This window comes from Massilimicrobiota sp. mt181 (genome assembly GCF_055420065.1).
On the sequence record NZ_JBVAYN010000010.1, the window covers coordinates 51,388 to 73,003 of the forward strand.

At 30.5% G+C, this 21,616-nt stretch carries 26 protein-coding genes and 1 pseudogene; 20 read left to right on the forward strand and 7 right to left on the reverse strand.

Going from position 1 to position 21,616, the window contains the following annotated elements:
* From ACZYT4_RS07255 to ACZYT4_RS07285, 7 genes and pseudogenes are all read left to right on the forward strand, one after another.
* Nucleotides 1-465: a pyridoxamine 5'-phosphate oxidase family protein gene (locus tag ACZYT4_RS07255; protein ID WP_463784092.1), complete on the forward strand. Its 465-nt coding sequence runs from the start codon at nt 1-3 to the stop codon at nt 463-465.
* Between the two features lie 134 nt (nt 466-599).
* Nucleotides 600-1,769 carry a MerR family transcriptional regulator gene (locus ACZYT4_RS07260; RefSeq protein ID WP_463784095.1) on the forward strand — a complete coding sequence of 390 codons (1,170 nt, stop codon included), beginning with the start codon at nt 600-602 and terminating at the stop codon, nt 1,767-1,769.
* On the forward strand, nt 1,766-2,392 hold the full coding sequence (locus tag ACZYT4_RS07265) for an HAD family hydrolase (protein ID WP_463784099.1): 627 nt from the start codon (nt 1,766-1,768) through the stop codon (nt 2,390-2,392). Before ACZYT4_RS07260 ends, ACZYT4_RS07265 begins: the two co-directional genes overlap by 4 nt.
* Nucleotides 2,393-2,795: 403 nt before the next feature.
* A complete protein-coding gene (locus tag ACZYT4_RS07270; RefSeq protein WP_463784101.1) occupies nt 2,796-3,005 on the forward strand; it encodes an aldo-keto reductase family protein in 210 nt (69 codons plus the stop codon).
* A pseudogene (locus ACZYT4_RS07275) lies at nt 3,002-3,623 on the forward strand (aldo/keto reductase). The gene ACZYT4_RS07270 and the pseudogene ACZYT4_RS07275 overlap by 4 nt, the downstream one beginning before the upstream one ends.
* Nucleotides 3,624-3,634: 11 nt before the next feature.
* Nucleotides 3,635-3,790: a hypothetical protein gene (locus ACZYT4_RS07280; protein WP_463784104.1), complete on the forward strand. Its 156-nt coding sequence runs from the start codon at nt 3,635-3,637 to the stop codon at nt 3,788-3,790.
* A gap of 43 nt (nt 3,791-3,833) precedes the next feature.
* Nucleotides 3,834-4,505, forward strand: a complete 672-nt coding sequence (locus tag ACZYT4_RS07285; RefSeq protein WP_463784187.1) for an aldo/keto reductase — start codon at nt 3,834-3,836, stop codon at nt 4,503-4,505.
* Nucleotides 4,506-4,541: 36 nt separating this feature from the next.
* On the opposite strand, the gene ACZYT4_RS07290 is transcribed toward ACZYT4_RS07285, so the two are convergent.
* The gene (locus ACZYT4_RS07290; protein ID WP_463784106.1) at nt 4,542-5,552 is read right to left on the reverse strand and encodes an aldo/keto reductase; all 1,011 of its coding nucleotides are present in this window, start codon (nt 5,550-5,552) and stop codon (nt 4,542-4,544) included.
* Nucleotides 5,553-5,658: 106 nt separating this feature from the next.
* Here ACZYT4_RS07290 and ACZYT4_RS07295 point away from each other — a divergent pair, with 106 nt between their 5' ends.
* The 3 genes from ACZYT4_RS07295 to ACZYT4_RS07305 are packed head-to-tail and all read left to right on the forward strand — an operon-like array spanning nt 5,659 to nt 7,335.
* The gene (locus tag ACZYT4_RS07295) at nt 5,659-6,048 is read left to right on the forward strand and encodes a LysR family transcriptional regulator (protein ID WP_463784108.1); all 390 of its coding nucleotides are present in this window, start codon (nt 5,659-5,661) and stop codon (nt 6,046-6,048) included.
* 18 nt (nt 6,049-6,066) lie between these two features.
* Nucleotides 6,067-6,561 carry a type 2 periplasmic-binding domain-containing protein gene (locus tag ACZYT4_RS07300; RefSeq protein ID WP_463784111.1) on the forward strand — a complete coding sequence of 165 codons (495 nt, stop codon included), beginning with the start codon at nt 6,067-6,069 and terminating at the stop codon, nt 6,559-6,561.
* A gap of 12 nt (nt 6,562-6,573) precedes the next feature.
* A complete protein-coding gene (locus tag ACZYT4_RS07305; protein ID WP_463784113.1) occupies nt 6,574-7,335 on the forward strand; it encodes an arginase family protein in 762 nt (253 codons plus the stop codon).
* 438 nt (nt 7,336-7,773) lie between these two features.
* On the opposite strand, the gene ACZYT4_RS07310 is transcribed toward ACZYT4_RS07305, so the two are convergent.
* The 4 genes from ACZYT4_RS07310 to ACZYT4_RS07325 all read right to left on the reverse strand — a co-directional run bounded on the left by ACZYT4_RS07310 (nt 7,774) and on the right by ACZYT4_RS07325 (nt 10,430).
* A complete protein-coding gene (locus ACZYT4_RS07310) occupies nt 7,774-8,040 on the reverse strand; it encodes a hypothetical protein (protein WP_087936652.1) in 267 nt (88 codons plus the stop codon).
* On the reverse strand, nt 7,961-9,358 hold the full coding sequence (locus ACZYT4_RS07315) for an IS91 family transposase (protein WP_463784116.1): 1,398 nt from the start codon (nt 9,356-9,358) through the stop codon (nt 7,961-7,963). Before ACZYT4_RS07315 ends, ACZYT4_RS07310 begins: the two co-directional genes overlap by 80 nt.
* Before the next feature lie 93 nt (nt 9,359-9,451).
* The gene (locus ACZYT4_RS07320; protein WP_463784118.1) at nt 9,452-9,781 is read right to left on the reverse strand and encodes a winged helix-turn-helix transcriptional regulator; all 330 of its coding nucleotides are present in this window, start codon (nt 9,779-9,781) and stop codon (nt 9,452-9,454) included.
* Nucleotides 9,782-9,872: 91 nt separating this feature from the next.
* On the reverse strand, nt 9,873-10,430 hold the full coding sequence (locus ACZYT4_RS07325) for a TetR/AcrR family transcriptional regulator (protein WP_463784120.1): 558 nt from the start codon (nt 10,428-10,430) through the stop codon (nt 9,873-9,875).
* Nucleotides 10,431-10,557: 127 nt separating this feature from the next.
* Here ACZYT4_RS07325 and ACZYT4_RS07330 point away from each other — a divergent pair, with 127 nt between their 5' ends.
* From ACZYT4_RS07330 to ACZYT4_RS07345, 4 genes are all read left to right on the forward strand, one after another.
* Nucleotides 10,558-10,929: a hypothetical protein gene (locus ACZYT4_RS07330; protein ID WP_463784122.1), complete on the forward strand. Its 372-nt coding sequence runs from the start codon at nt 10,558-10,560 to the stop codon at nt 10,927-10,929.
* A 2-nt stretch (nt 10,930-10,931) separates the two neighbouring features.
* Nucleotides 10,932-11,954 carry a zinc-dependent alcohol dehydrogenase gene (locus ACZYT4_RS07335; protein WP_463784125.1) on the forward strand — a complete coding sequence of 341 codons (1,023 nt, stop codon included), beginning with the start codon at nt 10,932-10,934 and terminating at the stop codon, nt 11,952-11,954.
* A complete protein-coding gene (locus ACZYT4_RS07340; RefSeq protein WP_463784127.1) occupies nt 11,923-12,822 on the forward strand; it encodes a hypothetical protein in 900 nt (299 codons plus the stop codon). The genes ACZYT4_RS07335 and ACZYT4_RS07340 overlap by 32 nt, the downstream gene beginning before the upstream one ends.
* Before the next feature lie 104 nt (nt 12,823-12,926).
* Nucleotides 12,927-13,541: a hypothetical protein gene (locus ACZYT4_RS07345; protein WP_463784129.1), complete on the forward strand. Its 615-nt coding sequence runs from the start codon at nt 12,927-12,929 to the stop codon at nt 13,539-13,541.
* Nucleotides 13,542-13,572: 31 nt separating this feature from the next.
* Here ACZYT4_RS07345 and ACZYT4_RS07350 read toward each other — a convergent pair whose 3' ends face one another.
* Nucleotides 13,573-14,403, reverse strand: coding sequence for a histidinol-phosphatase HisJ family protein (locus tag ACZYT4_RS07350; RefSeq protein ID WP_463784133.1), 831 nt, complete (start codon nt 14,401-14,403; stop codon nt 13,573-13,575).
* A 270-nt stretch (nt 14,404-14,673) separates the two neighbouring features.
* On the opposite strand from ACZYT4_RS07350, the gene ACZYT4_RS07355 reads away from it, so the two are divergent.
* Genes ACZYT4_RS07355 through ACZYT4_RS07370 form a run of 4 tightly spaced genes read left to right on the forward strand, consistent with a single transcriptional unit; the run spans nt 14,674 to nt 18,601 of the window.
* Nucleotides 14,674-15,864 carry an MFS transporter gene (locus ACZYT4_RS07355; protein ID WP_463784135.1) on the forward strand — a complete coding sequence of 397 codons (1,191 nt, stop codon included), beginning with the start codon at nt 14,674-14,676 and terminating at the stop codon, nt 15,862-15,864.
* A 36-nt stretch (nt 15,865-15,900) separates the two neighbouring features.
* Complete coding sequence (locus ACZYT4_RS07360; RefSeq protein ID WP_463784138.1) at nt 15,901-16,716, forward strand: aldo/keto reductase; 816 nt, start codon at nt 15,901-15,903, stop codon at nt 16,714-16,716.
* Between the two features lie 12 nt (nt 16,717-16,728).
* Entirely contained in the window at nt 16,729-17,877 is a 1,149-nt protein-coding gene (locus ACZYT4_RS07365) for an MFS transporter (protein WP_463784143.1), read from the forward strand.
* Between the two features lie 10 nt (nt 17,878-17,887).
* Nucleotides 17,888-18,601 (forward strand): SDR family NAD(P)-dependent oxidoreductase, encoded by a 714-nt coding sequence (locus tag ACZYT4_RS07370; RefSeq protein ID WP_463784145.1) that lies wholly within the window; start codon nt 17,888-17,890, stop codon nt 18,599-18,601.
* Between the two features lie 31 nt (nt 18,602-18,632).
* Here the strand turns inward: ACZYT4_RS07370 and ACZYT4_RS07375 are convergent, their stop codons facing one another.
* Nucleotides 18,633-19,517, reverse strand: a complete 885-nt coding sequence (locus ACZYT4_RS07375; protein WP_168081905.1) for a MurR/RpiR family transcriptional regulator — start codon at nt 19,515-19,517, stop codon at nt 18,633-18,635.
* A 199-nt stretch (nt 19,518-19,716) separates the two neighbouring features.
* Between ACZYT4_RS07375 and ACZYT4_RS07380 the strand changes: the two genes are divergently transcribed.
* On the forward strand, nt 19,717-20,823 hold the full coding sequence (locus tag ACZYT4_RS07380; RefSeq protein WP_463784149.1) for an aldo/keto reductase: 1,107 nt from the start codon (nt 19,717-19,719) through the stop codon (nt 20,821-20,823).
* Nucleotides 20,824-20,839: 16 nt separating this feature from the next.
* Nucleotides 20,840-21,421, forward strand: a complete 582-nt coding sequence (locus ACZYT4_RS07385) for a PTS sugar transporter subunit IIB (RefSeq protein ID WP_463784151.1) — start codon at nt 20,840-20,842, stop codon at nt 21,419-21,421.
* The last annotated feature ends 195 nt before the right edge of the window (nt 21,422-21,616 follow it).

A 21,616-nucleotide genomic window follows, 5' to 3' on the forward strand; every position in this document is an offset into this window, starting at 1 on the left:
ATGGAAAATCAATTCGAATTAAAGTTAAAGCAAGTCTATAAACAAATAGGCAATCATGCTAAAATTGTTCTTGCAACTTGTTACAACAATAAAGTCTCTGCTAGAAAAATGAGTTTTATTATAAATGATCAATATTTTTATTTTCAGACAGATGATACTTCTCGTAAATATCAAGATATTAAGAAAAATAATTATGTTGCTTTGTGCATTGATAACATTCAAATAGAAGGATTATGTGAAGAAATAGGACATCCTTTGGATAATCAAATATTTATAAATGATTTTAAGAAATATTTCATTTCATCTTTTGAATCATATTCATCATTAGAGTCTGAAAAGTTATTTGTTGTTAAACCAACATTTATTCAAAGATGGAACTATATAGATGGTAAACCCATTATTGAACAGTTATATATCAATCAAAGCAAATATATAGAGAAATACTACAATATTAAAGATAAATAATAGTCAATACAAAACCATAAGGAGCTTTGCATGATTCTCATACAAGACTTAGCTTCTTTTTTATTTTTATCAAAAAATTTTTGTTGACAGTAACGTTACGTTTCAAACTATAATTTTATCAGGAGATGAAGAAAATGAAAAAATATAGTTTTAGAGAATTTGCTGATAGAAGTCATACAACAATAAGAATTTTAAGATATTACGAAAGAATCGACATCATTCATCCTGTTATTGAAAATGGTCAAAAATATATTGATGAAAGTTATTTTATTCAACTGCAAACAATGGTACTTTTAAAGAAGGCAGGTTATACATTAGAAGAAATAAAACATATTATAAGGGATAAAAACATTGAAGAACAGATTGTTATGCAAAAAGATTTGTTAAATATTCAATTAACGAATATCAAAACAATGTTATCACTTATAGATGAACTGCAAGATGGAGATATTACAAATATTTCAGATATATATAGCAAATTTTTACAAATCCAAAATAGAAAGAATTTACAGCTTCAATTTGAAACACCAGAAGGATTAAAGACAAGAGTTTTGTTTCATCATAAACATACTCATTTTGATGAAAACTTTCATGAGTGGATGTTTAATCATTATTTGTTTCATACAGGTGATAAAGTATTAGAAATAGGATGTGGAGATGGAACATTATGGCAGTGTAATCAAAGTAAAATTCCTGAAGATATTGAAATAACTTTAAGTGATATATCACAAAAAATGGTAGATGAAAGCTATTTAAAACTAAACAATATTTCACAAATAAAATCTTATGAATTGGCTGATTGTTTTCATTTACCTTATAAAGATGAAAGTTTTGATATTATTATCATTAACCATGTCTTAATGTATTTTGAAAATTTAGAACAAGCATTAAAAGAAATATATAGAGTACTTAAAAAGAATGGAACTTTGTATTGCTCAACCATTGCGAAGGATATGATGAAAGAAAGAGATGAAATGATAGGACATTTTGACTCTAAAATATCATTTGATCAGAAAATATTGTATAACCGTTTTGGATATGAAAATGGTAAAGAAAAGCTTGGTCAATATTTTTGTAACATAGAATTATTTGATAGAAAAGAAATTTATGAAATTACAGATGTAGATTTGTTTTATCAGTTTATATTGAGTGGAAAAGGCTTAAGTCCTAATTTAGAACCACTTTATAAAAAGAAATTACAGTTTTATGAATATTTAAAGGACTATTTCAACAAAAACAAAAAATTTTATTTAACAACACATGCAGGAATGTTTAAAGCAAGAAAAGGAGAACAGGCAAAATGAATGATGTAAAATTATTAATATTTGATTTAGATAATACATTGATTAATTATGGTGGTGTTACAGAAAAAGCATGGCAATTAACATGTCAAAAATGCATAGAAGAATATAAAATTAATATAAATGCTATAAAAATGTCAGATGAAATTATCAAAGTTAATAATTCTATATGGGAAGATGAAAAGAAAAGACCAAAAGGTAATTTTTCCTTTCACGAATTAAGAAAGTCGATTGTAAGTGAAGCACTAAAGCATTTTGAAATCAATAATAATGAGATAGTTGAATGGCTTGTTTCAAATTATTCCCATTATAAGCATAAAGCTATTTATGTGTTTGAAGATGTTTTTGATACATTAAAGGAATTAAAGAAAAGAGGGTATTTGTTAGCATTGCTGACTAATGGAGATAGTGCCTTCCAAAGAGAAAAATTAAAAAGATTTGATATGGAATTGTTGTTTGATGGTATTTTTATTGATGGAGAACAAGGTGTAGGAAAACCTGAAAAAGAAGCATATGAGAATGTTTTGAATATGTTTCATGTTCAACCTAGTGAAGCCTGTATGATAGGGGATCACTATTTATGGGAAGTTGTAGTACCGATAAGTTATGGCTTGAAAGCAATTTGAGTTAATAGAGGAGAATCGGGCGTTAAAGGAAATGAAAAAATCAAAGCTGATTTTGTTATTAAGAATATTAGTGAGTTATTAGAAATATTTTAATAAGATGATAGAATAATAAAAAATTATATTTGAACAGAAATTTTTAAGTTATAACTTTTTATTTAATAAGTTTAATAAAATTAAGGGAATTATAATATAAAACAACTTACATTACGTAACGTAAGTTGATTAATCGCTGTGAACAAAATTTATTTTATCCTATTTTATATTAATTAGGCTATATTTCCTTAGAAAACCTGTTTTCATGTTGACTATGCGTTTATAGAATAACAGTATTAAATTTTGATATTGTACTTTTCACAATGAATTTCTTAAAATATATTTAAAGAAATAGAAATGTGGTGTAAAAGTGGAATATTTAACTTTAAATAACAACATGAAGTTACCAAAACTAGGTTTTGGAACAATTAATCAATCAGGAGAACAAATTATTGATAATGTAAGCTTTGCTTTAAATCATGGCTATCAGCTTATTGATACAGCGAATAGATATGGCAATGAAGTTGAAGTTGGATTAGGATTAAAAAATCTGGTAAAAAACGTGAAGACTATTTTATAGAAACAAAATTAGGTCCAACATTATATGAAAATGATCAAGCTATTGATGAGACTTTAAAAAGATTAGGTGTGGATTATATTGATGTTATGTTATTGCATCACCCAGTGAATAATTATATCTATGCTTATAAAATGCTAGAAAAAGCATATAAAGAGGGAAAAATGAAAGCTATTGGAATTTCTAACAAAAATCCAGGAAATATTAGATCAATGTGAAATTGTACCAGCACTTATGCAGGTAGAATGTCATCCTTATTATCCAGCTGAAGCTGTAAAAGAGTTTTGTGATCAACACAATATAGCCTTACAGTCATGGTATCCTTTAGGACATGGAAATACAGATATGTTGAATGATAAAGTTTTTGTTGATCTAGCAAACAAATATCATAAAACACCAGCTCAAATTATTTTAAGATGGCATACACAAATGGGCTTTGGATTAGTACCTGGAAGTCGCTCACAGGAACATATCAAAGATAATGCTGATATTTTTGACTTTACTTTAACTGATGAAAATATGGCTGAAATTGCGCAAGTGAATAAGCATGAGCCATTCTATAAAGTGACACTAGAATCTTTGCACAGATTAGCAACTACAAAATGTAATTTTGAAGAATAGAGGTGGAAATAATGGAATATGTCACACTAACAAACAGATTAAAAATGCCTATGGTTGGTTTTGGTGTTTTTAGAGTTCCTGATAAAAAAGAATGTCAGGAATCAGTATATCAGGCAATTAAGGTAGGATATCGTTTAATAGATACAGCAAGCTTCTTATACAAATGAAGATGCCGTAGGACAAGCCGTCAGACAGGCTATTGATGAAGGCATCTGTCAAAGAGAAGATTTGTTTATTACTTCTAAATTATGGGTTCAAGATATGAAGAACTATGATGTAGCCCGTTATGGAATTGATGCTTCATTAAAAAAGAGTGGTTTAGAATATATCGATTTATATTTATTGCATCAGGCTATGGGTGATTATTTTTCAGCATGGAGAGCAATGGAAGATGCTTATAAAGAAGGAAAATTAAAGGCTATTGGTGTTTCTGATTTTTATCCCCATGTTTTAACAAACTTCTGCGAAACAGTCAAAATCAAACCAATGGTCAATCAAGTTGAATTACATCCTTACTTTACACAGGAAAAAGCTTTAGAAACAATGAAACATTATGATGTCATTCCTAAAGCTTGGGCACCACGAGGTGGAGGAAGATATAACCCATTTGAAAATGAAATGTTATTAGGGATTGCGAAAAAATATCAAAAATCTGTTGGACAAGTATTACTTAGATGGAATGTTCAAAGAGGTGTTGTTGTGATTCCTAAGTCAACACATATTGAAAGAATTATTGAAAATATTGATATTTTTGATTTTCAATTAAATGACGATGAAATGAAACAAATTGCATCATTAGACATGGGATATTCAGGTCCCAGAACAAAACATTTTGATCCGGAGTTTGTGAAAACTGTACTTGATAGAAAAATACATGATTAAAAAACAGCATCACTGCTGTTTTTTACATACTCTTCATTATTCTTTTCTCCAGTTATTTGAAAAAGTTTGATGCTGTGTTTCTACAATACCTCTATGTCCATGAATTTCGCATTGATCTAGTGCACTCTGTAATTCATTAAATTCTTCATCAGTTAATTCTACATTCCATGCACTTAAGTTTTCGATAATTCTTTCCTGATTTTTAGAACCAGGAATTGGTACTACATTTGGATATTTTTTTAACATCCATGCTAAAGAAATCTGGGCTGGAGTTGCATTCTTTACATTTGCAAACTTATTTAATATATCTAATATAGGTTGATTGCCAATAATGTTTTCTTTTGATAACTGAGGAACAAAGTTTCTCACATCATCCGTTTTTTCAAACTCTGTTTGTGTTGTAATCTTGCCGCTTAAAAATCCTGATGCAATAGGAGAAAAAGGTACAACACCAATATTGTTTTCTAAACAATAAGGAAAGATTTTCTCTTCACAGTCTCTTTCTAAAATATTATAAAGATTTTGTACAGCAGTCACTGATGTTACCTTATGCGCTTTATCCAAAGTATCCACATCCACCTGTGATAATCCCCATCCTTTGATCAGACCTTCATTAATGAGTTTTCCCATCACCACAGCGACATCTTCAATAGGAACGAGTTCATTAATACGATGTAAATAATACAAATCAACATAATACGTTCTTAATCTTTTTAATGATTTTAATAAATGCCCCTTAATCAAATCATAAAGATTTATATTTTCAGAAACTTCTTCATCATGAATGTGTAATTTTGTAGCCAAAATAATCTTATTTCTAAATGGCTCTACAGCTTCACCTAAAATGTCTTCGTTATGACCTTCCCAATATAAATCACGACCATATGTTTCAGCAGTATCAAAGAATGTACAACCAAATTCATAAGCCTTTCTAATGGCTTCAATACTGTATTCTCGATCTGGAATTTGACCATAACCATGAGAAAATCCCATACAGCCCATACCAATCGGTGATACTTCTAATTGTCCAATCATTCTTTTTTCCATGTTTTATTCCTTGTTTTCAATAAAATTATATATGGAATTATGAATTCATAGAAGTACAAATATGCTATAATAGTATTAACCTTTTAGTTAAAAGAGGAGAATCAATATGTACAATAAGTATCTATCTATTTTTATTATTGTGGCGAATTGTGGAAGTTTTTCTAAAGCAGCTGAAAAGCTTTATATTTCACCAAATGCTGTTATGAAACAAATAAATCATTTAGAAGAAGACTTGGATATTGTTTTATTTGATAGGAGTCATCGAGGACTAACTTTAACAGAAGAAGGAAAATATATTTATGAAAAAGCTCAATATTTAATGCAATTTTGTGATGAAGTGATGAAACAAGCTAAAGAATTGAAAAAGCATCGTATTGAAGATATTGTGATAGGAACATCACCTTTACGTCATTTCACACCTTATATTCAAACGATTAAAGCATTGAAATCTCAATATCAGGATTTCAATATGAATATTGTTTCATTTAGTGATTAAAGAGAACATTTTGATAACTTGTTAGATCATTTGGGTGATGATATTGATTGCTTTTTTGGAATTTATCCTTCATCTCATTTTAAACAGCGTGCACATATTCTACATATAAGAAATTATCCATTGTGTATCAGTGCCTCTATTAACCATCCTCTCGCCATTAAAGAAAGTTTAACTTTAGAAGATTTGAATGGATATAAGGTCATGATTGTTGAAAGAGGAGATACAGATTATATTGATGAGTTACGTAATGAAATAGAAAATGAGTATCCAGGTATTGAAATCATGAATGTTTCTGCTTACGATATTGATACATTTAACTTATGCAACCAGATGAATGGCTTAATGTTGTCAGTTGATTTATGGAAAAATGTACACCCATTACTAGTAAACATTCCTTTAAAAACAAAGTATTATGTTCCCTATGGGTTAATGTATCCTTTATATCCATCACAAAAAATATTGAATTTCGTTGAAGGATTTCAGAAAATATTAGAAGAAACAAATCAAATATAGGTGGTGATCATCATGAAAGAAAAAGTAGAAAATTTATTATTAGATTTTTCTCATACCTATCCTCAGGGTATTGAAAAAAATATTGAAAATCTCAAAAGAATAGATTTAAGTGATTTAACTGGAACAACAATGTATTGTTCACCAGAAGCAAAGCAGGAAATAGAAAAAAGGCTTGCTCATTATGGACCACATGGGATTCATTTCTTAGATAATGGAAACTATCATTATATGACAAAAATATTTACAGAAAAGATTCATTATCCTTTTTCTCTTGTATTATTTGATCATCATAATGATATGCAGCAACCTTTAATACATGATTTAACAAGTTGTGGGAGTTGGGCAGCTGAAATGCTACAAGAGAACACTTATTTAAAACAGTTGATATTGATTGGACCAAGTCCTAAAACTATCAAAGAAATTCCTGAAGATTTTCAAAAGAAACTGGTATGTATCAGCATCAATGAAATTGAAGAAGATTCTGCTCAAAAAGAAATTCAAAAAATAGATATGTCAGTTCCTGCTTATATTTCTATTGATAAAGATGTTCTTGATCGCTACTGGGCAAGAACAAACTGGAATCAGGGACATATGTCTATTCGTACTTTAGAAATGCTTTTAAAAGAAGTTTTTCAAAATCAAGAAGTCATAGGTGTAGATATTTGTGGAGAATGTAATTTACAGGAACCATTAAATCAGTTGGTAGAGGATCAAAAGATTAACCATACAACTAATGATATTTTGTATCATTTTCTATCTCGCTATATGATTTGATATACAATGGAAAGATGATCAAGCATGTATAACCATCAATGAGATACTTTTATTAAAGTTGCTGAAGTGGGAAGATTTCCAAAACAGCTGGACAATTATATATATTGATAAATGCTGTTATGAAACAAATCAATTTGTTAGAGGAACATATTGGAACTCTATTATTTCATCATACCTGAAAAGGATGATAAGATAATCTTTGATACAGAATATATTGATCAGTAAATGAAAATTGGAGTCAAACAAAGGCTTAATATTCATTGCATTGATAAATATGATTTCTGTAAATTGAAATTATACGATTCTTTTTTAGTATTATAGGAATTTGGTTTCGTTTGGTTGATAAATGCTTAAAGCAAACATTAACAATGAGCAAAATAAAAAGTAATGCACCATCATTACTCTATTTTTCTGCATGCAAAAACGTAACCAGATATATCATTTCTTGACCTGGTGCATTGTTCCTTTTCCGCATTTCATGCAGATGCATGACAGTTCATCATCTCCATCAGCCTCCGCTATTTCACTTAATATGTATCCGTCAAGTTCCATTTCACATCCGCATCTGTCACATTTCATAAGTACCTTATCTGATTCATATGTGTCATCATGGAGAAGCATTTCATCAACTTCTTCTGGCGTTAATGGTTTGACTTCTGAGATATTTTGATGTGTAGATGCATCTTTCTTTGTACGGGATGTCATTCTTCCGTCCTCCTTCAAAGGGATTATATGTTTCAGCATAATTCATGATCATTCCACATCTGCATTTGATGGGATCCCTCTGAAATGATTGTATCATAAAATAACGGAAATGTGTCTTCTGGATTTGAATTTTTGCGATGGCCTGTCTTTCCTTCTTGTACTGTGTTTCCTTTTTCTGCTTATGAGCCAGAAGCTCAGCCATTCTATTGTAATGTCTGGTCGACCTGTTGGAATAGAATCCATAGTAGCGAGTCATCTTGAAGTTTTCATCCGGACAGTGTCTGATGACTTTTTGGATGAATCTCTCAACTCTTTCAGTGACATCGATTTTTTTGTCGTCCTCATGACGATTATAGAACCAATGAATCATTTTGATCGTGTCATTATATTCTACAATTCTGCTTTCTGCCATGACAGGTCTGTTGGTATAGCGTGTTATATATGCGACGGTATCATCAACATCATCTTCGCTCTGGTCTTTTTTTGGCTCTTTGGCATAGACATAGAAACCGTCGGGATAGTTTTTATAAAGGTAATTTTTAAGTGCATGGAATTGTCTTGTGTTGATTTTCCTGTCAAGAAGGTCAAGGATTTGATACATCCAGGTTTTTCTGAGCTTATTGAAATCCATATAGGCAAGGCTTTTAATGCAGTCCTTCCTGAGATTGAGGGCATCCTGACAGACAAGCATGTGGATATGAGGATTAAATTCAAGTGGTCTGCCAAAAGTATGAAGGGTAGAGATGGCACCAAAAACAACATTATCCTTTGTATCCTTATAGAGATAGGGGGAAGAGGATTTTTGGAGCTTTCTGTGTTTTTCGAGTCTTTTGTTTTTTCTGAATTTAGCATCGTTGGCGAGAGCGCTGATGGTATTTCTGGAAGCGATGAATAAAAGGTCGAGGAGAGAACGATCTCTGATGAAATAATCACGGAGCTCTTGGGCGACAGTAAAAACGATATGGCGATGCTTGCAGGAGAAAGTCATGGCAGAGATGGAAATGGAACGCTGTTTAGCTGATTTAGCGGCACACTTAGAGCAGAACCTGGATTTGCAGGTATGAGGGATGGTCGTTTCAAAACCGCAGTCAGGACATTCATACGTATCAAAACCAAGATAGACGGAACCACAGAGGATAGTATCGAGAATATTCTTATAAGTCACATCACGCATTCTATTGTCATTGTAAAGCTTAGTAATATAATCGATATTATCAAAAAAAATATAACCAAAAGATTCTTTAGTATTCTTTCTTATATAAGAAGATAAGACAGCAGAATCGTATAAAAGAGTATCAGGAGTAGAGAGATCAATCATAAGAACACCATCTAAGGTGATTATACAATACAAAAAAGCGATAATCATCAAAGATGATTAATCGCCATGGACAAAATTTATTTTGTCCTTTTTTTAGTTTTGTATTGTTTTTTTATATTGAGTTCCCCATTGCCCCATAATATCGATAATAGGACGAAGTGATTCTCCTATCTCACTTAAGCTATATTCGACTCTAGGTGGAACCTCAGGATAAGCAGTTCTGATGACAATACCATCTTCTACCATAGATTTCAATGTAGCAGTTAAAACTTTTTGTGAAATTCCATCTAACGATTTTCTAAGCTCATTATAACGTTTCTTTCCTGTCATTAAATCTCGTAAAATGAGGAGCTTCCATTTGCTGCCAATGAGTTGAACAGTTGTAGCAACAGGACATTCAGGTAAATTTTCTTTTTTAATCATAAGCTATCCTCCCATATTGATAGGGCTATATATTTTTATTAACTTTACATATTATAAAATGTCTATTTTTAAAAAGCAATCTTATTCATATCTATTTTGTTTGCCAAATTTGAGGAATACAGTTTTTAATAATACGGGCAATTTCCTGCGTTGGCAATTGACAATTATTGTCGACCCAGTGTTTTAACGTCATTGTAAAACCAGCTTGAAAATTAATGAAGTAATACATAATTTCTTCATCACTATCAATTCCTGCTTTTTGACAACGTGTTTGAATAATTTTCCAAAGCTCTTCATAACCCTGTTTTAAAGGAAATGATTTTCTTGTCTGTAAATTGATTTTATAGAAATATTGATGTTTTTTGATATGCTCTAAAAATTGAATAAAAGATTGTTCAGAAAAAGCGATGTTGTTTTGAGAATGATCATAACTATTTAAGAGTTCTTTTCTGAGTTCTATTTCCATTTTATCTAACATATCATAGATGTCTATAAAGTGTGCATAAAATGTTGAACGATTGACCATTGCTTTTTCACAAATTTTTTTAACTGTTATCTTTTTAAATTCCGTTGTTTTCATTAAATTCAACATCGCAACTTCCATAGAAATTTCCGTATCTTTAAATCTTTGATTATTTTTCTTGTTCATAATCGATACTCCTTTATTATTCCAACACATATTGGAATATTGATGATTGATTCTTCTATTATATCGACTCATAATAAATACTGCAAGAAGGGAAATCAACCTTTTGTATCAAATAGGAGGCATGAAAATGAAAAAAGAAAATTTTATATCTTTGATTTTAGGAACTATAGGAATGATTTTATTTGCGATTGGTATGTGTATGTGTTTAATTACTGAATGGAATGCTTTTCAACAAGGTATTGTGGTAGGAGCTATCGGAATTGTTATCTTGATGATCATGATGGTTGTACGTAGAAAAATGCAAGGAAAACCAGCCATTCAATGGAATGCTAAAGCTATAGGAACTATTATATTTGGAATTGTTGGGGCATTGGTTTTGGGTGTTGGAATGTGTATGACAATGGTATGGGAAGGATTGATGATTCCAGGAATCATTGTTGGAATGATAGGAATTGTCTTACTTCTTTGTCTTATTCCATTATGTAAAGGGGTGAAATAGAAATGAAATCTGCAATATATATGGGACAAAAAAATATTGAAATTCAGGAAGTCCCTATACCTTCAATTGGAGCACATGATGTCTTAATCAAAAATATTTATTCTAGCATCTGTGGTACAGATGTTGCTGTTTATCATCATGGACCCAATACTGGACATAAAGTAACGATTGGTGAGGAATTTGGACATGAAACAGTTTCACGTGTTGTTGCAGTTGGTGATCAAGTGACAGATTTTAAAGTAGGAGAACGTGTTTATCCATATCCCCTTTTTGCGACAGGTGATACAAAAAGAGCTGGAACAATTGGTGGATTTTCAGAATATATAAAAATTCCTAATGCAAAACGCAATCATTCATTGTATAGTGTAGATGAAAAGATTTCTGATAAAGTAGCTTGTTTGATTGAGCCATTTACTGTTGGATGTCGAGCAGCACGTCGAAGTGAACCGAAGAAAGATGAAAAGGCAATTGTATTTGGTGCGGGGACTATTGGTATTGCGGCAGCGATTACGTTAAAATATTTTGGATGCAAGCAAGTTATGGTATGCGATATTTCAGATTATCGATTGAATATTGTTAAGAAATTGGGGTTTGAAGTTTGCAATACAGCTTCAGAAGATTTGAAAACAAAAGCTATGGCATATTTTGGAACAGCACCTTCATTACAGGGAGCAACTGCAGATGTGGATATTTATATTGATGCTGCAGGAGTTGATTCTATTTTAGAAACATATCATGAAATGGGGAAAATACTCAGTCGTATTGTCGTGGTTGCAGTAAAAGCAGGAGAAAGACCAGTGGACATTCTTCATATGACTTATGCTCAGCAGGCACTTATTGGAAGTGGAGGATATTTTCCTGAAGATGTTGAAGACGTTATGAAAATCATGGCAAGTCATCATTGGGATATTGAATCTATCATTACACATGAGTTCTCATTGAACGAATTAGAAAAAGCACTTCAGACTGCTGGAGATGTTTATTCATCATTGAATGTTGTTATTAAATTTGACGACAATGAATAATCTCAAGACAATCATTAAAAATATATTCTATCCTCAAAAGAAATATTTAGTTTTGTTAAATGGGTTGACTTTCCTTTTATTATTTATAATATTTTCTCATCATATGAATCATACCATCATTGCCTATGTTATTTATCTTTTTTCTGCATATTCTTTGATTATTGATATATTAGCTGTCTCTACAAAAATCAATAAACTTAAAAACATATTGGATCAGAATAGCTTATATCATCGTTACAATACAGATCTAGCATTTAAAGCAGAAGTATCTTTATATCTGTCTTTAGGAATTAACATCATTTATTCAGTATATAAAGCATTTGCTGGAATCTATTATCATTCATTATGGTTTGGAACAGTTGCTTTTTATTATATTATTTTAAGTGTGGAACGTTTTCTTCTTTTACATCATGTAAGAAAAAAAGATAATGATGAAATCACATTATTAAAGAAATATTGTTTATGTGGATATTTGCTTTTCACATTAACCATAGCCATTATTGGTATGAGTGTATATATGATTCATGAGGGAGAGGCTTCCACATATCCAGGTCATATCATATATGCCGCTGCTGGATATACCTTTTATAGTTTTATTTCAGCAATTATAAACAGTGTCAAATATCGTCAATCATCAAATCCAATGTATCATGCCAGCAAAATGATTACATTATCTACTGCATTGATTTCTGTTTATTCTTTGCAGACATCAATGTTTGCAGCCTTTGGGAATGACTATATGCAACAAAGATTAATGAATATGACGACAGGGTTTGTTGTTTTCTTTGTTGTGATTTGTATTGCACTTTTTATGATTATACGTGGAAAAAAACAATTACATAAGGTGATGAAAACTTCATCACAATAATCTCTCATACAATTTTGTATGGGATTTTTTTATTTCTTACCAAAAGGTGCCTACTGACAAACCAATGGATTTTATAGTATATTATGATAGAGGAGAGAAGAACAATGGAAAAACAAATGAATTTAAACAAAGAGACTTTAATACCAGTCCATACAAATATTGAGAATGTGATTTTAGATGGAGAAAAAGTGCTGAGAGTTGTTAAAGCAGAAAAGATAATGGAATTTGATGAAAATACTTATGCAAAACTAAAAGATTTTTCATTTCATAATGGAACAATCGAAGTGAAAATGTTAAGTCGTCTATTACCTGATGCACCAGATTTCGCAAGAGGATTTATAGGTATTGCTTATCGTATTACAGATGATGACAAGCAATTTGAGTCATTTTATGTACGACCAACAAATGGTAAACAATGTCAAGATCCTATGAGAAAAACGCATGGATGTCAGTATTTTTCATATCCAAAATATACTTTTGAATATTTTAGAAATCATCAGATTGCACAATATGAAGCACCTGTTGATATTGATTTGAATGAATGGATTCAATTAAAAGCAGTTATTGAAGATGAACATGCTTCATTTTATATCAATGATAAGCTGATTCTTGTTGTAGAAGATATGAAACATGGGAAAGATTTGAAAGGTTCAGTTGGATTTTTTGTAGATATTGGAACAGAAGCCTTCTTTAAAGATTTAAAAATTGATATCAAATAGTTATTTTAAAAGCTAACCCTGGGGTTAGCTTTTAAAGTTCATGAAATATAGGTTGCATCTTATCAAAAGTACAATAATATTCAAAGCCTAATTTTTTAAGTTCTTCTCTGGCTTCTTCAATATAAGCACCGAGATGATCGGGTTGATGTGAATCACTACCAATTGTAATAATTTGACCACCCAGTTCTTTATAAAGCTTTAAAATATTTCGAGATGGGGTCATATCTTTTAAGCCATAACGATGATATGAAGTATTGATTTCAATGCCTTTACCATCTTTGATAACAATCTGTAAAATATCTTTCACAATATCTTGTATATAAGTGAAGTCAATAGCACCATTCAAATCATAGCGAGTAATTAAATCCATATGTCCTAAAACACTATAATCTTTATATGCTTTGACGACTTCAAGCATTTCCTGATAATAACGTAAATTATATTCTAGCTGTGTTTTGCCTTTTTGAAAATCCTGTGTCCAAAATTCTTTGTCTTCTACCTGATGAATAGAAAGAATAATAAAATCAAATGGATATTGATGAAATAATTTCTGATATTTTTCTATTGTATGTGTCTGAATACCAAACTCCAATCCCATTTTTAATGTGATTTGATCTTTATACTTGTCTTTCAAATCAAGAATTTCTTTTTCATATTCTGGATAGTTAACATTCGCAAAAGACATGCCATCTCTTGTTTGAAAAGCTCTTGGATCATCCCAGTCATATTTGATTCCATAATCTACATGATCAGTAAAACAAATTTCTGATAAATTTTTCTTGATAGCATCTTTCACAACATCTTCCATAAGATATTCACTGTCATCACTATAGTGAGTATGTACATGATAATCACAAAGCATAAAATCCCTCCTGTCTTTATGTCTAGTTTATCAAAAAAATATGAAATAAAAAGTGAAAATCATAGATATGACAAATATTTTTCCATAAAACAAGATATTTTCTATTTTGTGGAAAAATATTTTCTATATCTCAGGAAAAGTATTTGTAAATTTTATTTACAAAATATCAATCAATCTATTTTATTTTTTCAAACAGGTTTTGAAATTTTCCTTCAAGTATTTTATCACGAAATCCTTTTTGCTAAATTAGAAGCAGAAAGGAGAGAAAATATGGAAAGTATCAGAAATTATAAAATGGAAAGTCTCTGGCAACGTTATCAGAATAGTTATTTAAGTTACTTTCTCATGTATAATTTTTATTATTTATCATGGGCATTATTCAGTGCCTTGATTTCTGTTTATTTGATGGGGATGGGATTTAAAGCCAGTGAAGTTTCATTGGTTGTCTCAGCTTCATTTTTAACATCATTAATAACACAACCGATTATTGGAAAATGGAATGACCAATACAATCTTAAAAAAGTCAATACCATTTTATTTATCATTGCAATTGTGGGTGGCCTTATTTTTATGATATCACGAAGTCTGATCATGATTATGATGAGTTATAGTGTCGTATTGATGATGATTAATGGTGTGAATCCTATCATGGAAAAAATTGCGACAGCTTCGCCTTATCAATATGGAAAAATTAGAATTTGGGGAACAATAGGTTATGCTTTAGGATCACAATTAGCAGGCCTTCTTTATGAGCGTATTTCTCCACAGGCTATTTTTATTGTTTTTGTTTTGACTATGTTTTTATGTATTCTTGGTTTGTTAGGAACACAACCTCAAATGCAAAAACAATCTCAAAATGTAGAGAAAGTCAAAACAAGAGATATATTAAAAAATAAAAAATTCTTATATTATTTATTGATTTGCGGTCTGTTTTATGGTGTGACTTATATGTCTAATACATTTATTCCATCTATGTTAACAGACAAAGGATTAGATGTTGGAACAGCTTCAACAGTCTTGTCTATTGCTGTATTTTGTGAAGCACCTATTGTTTTATTATCCGCTCATTTTATGGATCGTTTATCTAATAAGACATTATTGATGATTGCGACGACAATGGTCTGTGTTCAATGTGGTGTATATGGATTAGACATGCCTATGTGGATGACTGTGATTGTCACTTTTTTAGTCAAGCATCCTGCTGGAATGTTATTTATAATGATTAATCTTAAAGTTGTGAACACATTAATTGATGAAAAACATCAAATAACTGCTTTAGCCATTGTTGCGACATTAAAAAATCTAGTTTCGATTATATTTCAAAATGCAGCTGGATACATACTGGACATGAGCTCATATTCTTATCTTTATATGATTTGTCTGATTTGCATGGTGATCAGTTTATTATTAGTTATTTCCTTTAAGATTGATCGAGGAAATGAAAAAAGATTATTTAGTTAGAAATTGGAAATAAGAGAAGAATAAGGAGAGATGAAAATGAATCAGAATACAAAAGTCAAATTATGTTGTTGTCAAAAGATGCCTATTATTGCTTTAGGTGTATGGCAAAGTGGAAAAGATACAAAACAGGCTGTTTTAGATGCTTTAAAAGCGGGTTATCGTCATATTGATACTGCAGCCTGTTATGGTAATGAAGAAGCTCTTGGAGAGGCTGTCAAAGAAAGTGGAATACCAAGAGAAGATATCTTTATCACGACGAAATTATGGAATGATGATATCAGAGCTGGAAATACACGCAAGGCTTTATTAACAAGTTTACAGAAATTACAGATGGATTATGTAGATTTATATTTAATTCATTGGCCTGTAGAAGGTTATGTTGAAGCTTATTTAGAAATGGAAAAACTGAAAGAAGAAGGACTTGTCAAAAGTATAGGTGTATCTAATTTTAGAAAATCACATTTACAAAATTTATTATCTCAGGTTCATAAGATTCCAGCAGTGAACCAAATAGAAATCAATCCACAAATGCAGGATGAAGAAACTATACAGTTTTGTCAGGACAATAAAATTGTTTTGGAAGCCTGGTCACCACTAGGAAGTGGAGCCTGTTTACATATGCCTGCTATTCAAATGATTGCTGATAAATATCATAAATCAACAGCACAGATTATTTTAAGATGGTTGCTACAAAGACATATTGTTGTATTACCTAAATCAGTTCATAAAGAACGTATTGAAGAAAATATTGATTTGTTTGATTTTGAATTAACGAAAGAAGAAATGGAGATCATGAATGCACTGAATCAAAATAAAAGAACCGGACCTGATCCAGACCATTTTGATTTTTAAGGAAGAATGTCTATGCGTATACATTATAAAAATAGTTATTTCAGTTATTTACTCATGTATTTCTTTTATTTCTTTTCATTAGCTGTTTTTTCTGGATATATATCTGTTTATTTGATGGATAAAGGTTATCATGCTTCACAAGTTTCTATGGTTGTCTCATGTTCATTTATTTTATCCATGATTATTCAACCTATTGTCGGTTATTTCAATGATCATTATTCTCAAAAAAGATTAAATATGTTGATTTTATTATTAGCAGCAGTTTTAGGAATCATATTTATTTATGCTCAAAATATTTATATGATTGCTTTGATTTATAGTTTAGCTTTAGGATTATTTAATGCGGCTAATCCTGTTATTGAGAATATGGCAACATTATCACGTTTTTCCTATGGAAAGATTAGAATTTGGGGAACGATTGGTTATGCGGTTGCATCTAAGATATCAGGTGTTATTTATGATGATGTTTCACCAGAAGCTATGTATGCATTCTTTACGATAGGATTGATTTTATGTGTCATAGGTATTTATGGCACACAAAATGTAAAACAGATCAAAACCCTAAAGAAAGAAAAAACAACAGGTTTATTTCAAAAAAACTTTATCATTTATTTAATCATTGTATGTCTGTTCTATGCTATAACAAATACCAATACAACCTATTTACCAGCTATGTTTCAAAATTTGGGATTATCAATGAATACAATATCAACAGTGATTTTTATTTTGACTCTTTCTGAACTACCGATTATTTATTTTTCACAGTATTATATGAACAGATTAACCAATAAACAATTACTTATCGGTATATTTTTATTATTAACAATACAGTTTTTTACTTATTCCTTTATAAAACAGGCAATGATTGTAATCATTGTATCAATATGTACAAAAGCAGTTTCCACAATGTTATTTATCATGTTGAATTTAAAAATTGTCGCAACGATTGTGGATATGAAACATCAGATGAGTGCCTTAGCCCTTGTTCAGACATGTCGTAATTTTGGCTCTATTGTATTTCAGTTTGTTGCTGGATATTTGATTGATTTTTATTCATATGATATATTTTATTTAATTCTATGTTTATTATCTATAGTGGGTATGGTGATTTGTATCTTTTATAGAATACCAAGTGGAAATCATCAACATTTATTTGATTAGGAGGTTTTTTATGGAATTTCAAGATAAGGTTGTGGTTGTGACAGGTGGCGCTAAAGGTATTGGGAAATGCATTGCTGAAATGTTTCAAAAAGAAGGAGCACATGTTTGCATTATTGATACTGAAAAGAATGATTATTTTCAGGGTGATGTTGGCAGTCAAGATATTTTAGAACAGTTTCATCAAAAAGTGATTGATGATTATGGACATATAGATTATTTGATTCATAATGCAAAACCACTGTTTAAAGGAATTGAAGAATGTAGTTATGATGAATTTCAATATGCTTTATCTGTTGGTGTCACTGGTCCGTTTTATTTGACGAAATTGTTTCAAGATGATTTTCATAAAGGAGGTTGTATTATCAATATTTCTTCATCAAGAGATGGGATGAGTCAGCCTCAAAGTGAAAGCTATAGTGCGGCTAAAGGTGGTATTCATGCCTTAACGCATAGTTTAGCCATGTCCTTAGCTGGAAAAGTGCGTGTGAATTCTATTTCACCTGGATGGATTCAAACAGAATCAGACCAGACAGTTTATCAGGGAGCAGATGTTTTACAACATCCTGTTAAACGTATTGGCAAAGTTGAAGATATTGCTCATATGGTTTTATTTTTATGTAGCGATAAAGCCAGTTTTATCACAGGTGAAAACATCTGTATTGATGGTGGTATGACAAAACAGATGATTTATCATGGAGAACATGGATGGGAATATAAGGGATAGAAAAGATATAGCGCAATGGCTATATCTTTTTTTAAAATTCATCTTCTTTCATAATATCAATGGTTGAAAAACGTCCTTTTTCAATCATTGAAGAAATCTTTGTTTTTCTTTCTACGTTTTGATCATAGTTTAATGCAAAGATGCAGGAATAAAGTAAATCTAATATATATTCAAAAGAAATATCAGTAGAAAAAGTCGCAATCTTTGAATAAAGCTTTTCTCTTGTACAAATTCTTAAAACCACATCTGCATGTTTAGAAACAGTGTTTTCACCGATGTTTGTTAAAGCGATGATGGGAATGCCATTGGCTTTTAAAGCTTGAATGACTCTTGAAAGAATGGGTGTTTCACCTGAATAAGAAACAATAATAGCACAAGATTGAGGTTCAGCATTCATAGCACTATAAACCAGTTCTCCTTGCAGATGACAGATAGTGACTTTCTTTTGGATTCTAGACATATTATGTGCAAACTCCTGTGAAATCAGACCATTGTTACTGACTGCAAAAACATAAATAGAAGACGCTTTACGAATGATTTGAACAGCTTTTTGTAAATCATCATGAGTCACAAGTGATAATGTATCATCAATGGCTTCTTTCTTTAAAGTCGCAAGTTTGGAAGCAATAGACATAATTGTATCATCATTGGTAAATGGAAAGTTTGCATCTACATCTAAAAAATGTGTTTCCAGATATTCTTCCTCTTTTAAATAAGCTTCTTTTAATTCATTCCATCCTTTGAATTTCATCTTATGTGCAATTCTGATTAAAGTAGAAGGTGAAGTATATGTAGCGTTTGCTATATCCTTGGTTGTCATATCCTTAATTTTCATTTTTTCTTTTAAAATAAAATCAATAATGACTCTTTCGCTATGAGAAAAGTCACATCTTTCTAATCGTTCTCTAATTAACATGGATATCACCTCATTTTTATCATAGCATAATTTTTTTAAGGACTCTAGAATCACCCAAAGATTCAAAATGAATTTACAGAATTGCGTATTAAAAACAACTTATTTGTAAATGGAGTTTTATTTCAATGAAATACCATTGTTTAATGAATCTAAAATCAATATGATAAAAGTGCTTATAAAAATGATAAGGAGGAATCGTATGTTATCAAAGTCAAAATTAGGTTTTGGGTTAATGAGATTACCAAAAGACAAGCAAGGTCAAATCAAGTTAGATGAAGTCCAGAGAATGGTTGATTCTTATATGGAAAGAGGATTTAACTATTTTGATACGGCTTATGTGTATGAAGGAAGTGAAGAAGCTATTCGTCAAACTTTAGTTGAAAAGTATCCTAGAGATGTTTATACATTAGCAGATAAGCTTCCTGCATGGAAATTAACTTGTCAGGAAGATGTTGAAAGGATTTTTCAGGAATCATTAAATAGAACGGGTGTTGATTATTTTGATTTCTATCTATTGCATAGTGTTGAAAAGAGTCATTATCCAACATATGAAAAATATCAATGTTTTGATTTTATTCAAGAAATGAAAAAGCAGGGAAAAATCAAATATATGGGATTCTCATTTCATGATGATGCTGATTTTTTAGACAAAGTTTTAACAGAGCATCCTGAAATAGATTTTGTACAGTTACAACTTAACTATTTAGATTGGGAAAATGGAGTGATTCAATCAAGAAGAAATTATGAAGTAGCTAGAAAACATCATAAACCCATTGTTGTGATGGAACCTGTAAAAGGTGGAACACTGGCAAGCTTTTCTGATGATATTGAAAGAATATATAAAGATTACGCTCCTCAAAAATCTATAGCATCATGGGCTTTGCGTTATGTTGCATCCTTAGATGGTGTTATGACAATTTTATCAGGTATGTCGAATGCACAACAGATGAATGATAATCTGGATACGATGACTCATTTTGAAAAAATCAATAATGAAGAAGCCAAATTGATCAAGCAAGTTACAGATCAAGTCTTATCATATCCAACTATTCCATGTACAAAATGTCGTTACTGTACACCAGGCTGTCCAATGCATATTCAAATACCGGATTTATTTACAGCTTATAACAGTGCCAAAATGTATGGCGAAAATAGACGTTATGATACATACTATAAAGATCATAGCACAGGAGATTATCAACCCGCTAAAGCTTGCATTGCATGTGGACAATGTGAAAGTGTCTGTCCACAGCACTTAGAGATTATATCTTTACTCAAAGAAGTATCAGAAGTTTTTGATTCATAGAAAAGGAGATGGAATCATGAGTCGTGATTATTTATTTCGTTATTTTTATCGCTGGGTGAGCACAATGAAAAATGCACATATCTGTCATGACAAGAATATTGTGTGTTTTTGTAATGATAAGTATCATGCTCATATCATATTTTATAAAGAGTTTAACATGATGGAATTATCTATTGAGGATAAATGGACTGAAAAGAATGTGTTTTATTTACATTTTGAAATGATGGATATTTTATCAACCAGAAAAAACATTCTCTCTTTCTTCCAATTTCTAAAAGATGAGAATCATCACAATAAAGTAAATTCCTCTTTAAAACTTTCTTCTTTAAAAATATTAATCTGTTGTACATCAGGTTTAACAAGTCATTATTATGCTTCTTTAATGCAACAGACTCAACAAAATATCATTGTGGATGCTTATCCAATAATGAATGTAGAAGAGGTAGCAAATGATTATGATATCATTTTATTAGCACCTCAAGTGGCTTATATGTATCCAAGTTTAAAAAGAAAGTTTGGCAAAAAGGTTATGGAAGTAGAAGCTATGGATTTTGCGACAGGAAATGTTAATCATACTTTAGAAAGTATTTTTGTATAGATGTTTTTAACGATGCGTAATAATCATAATTTAATATATGTTTATATGATTTTCTTCTGTTATTTTGTTAAAATTATGTGTTCATCTTATCAAATATTTCCATTAAAGATGGTTTTGTTGGGCTTAAAAAACCAATAAGATGAAAAGACATTGATATCAATAGAAATATACTTATAATAAAATTATAAGCTTATA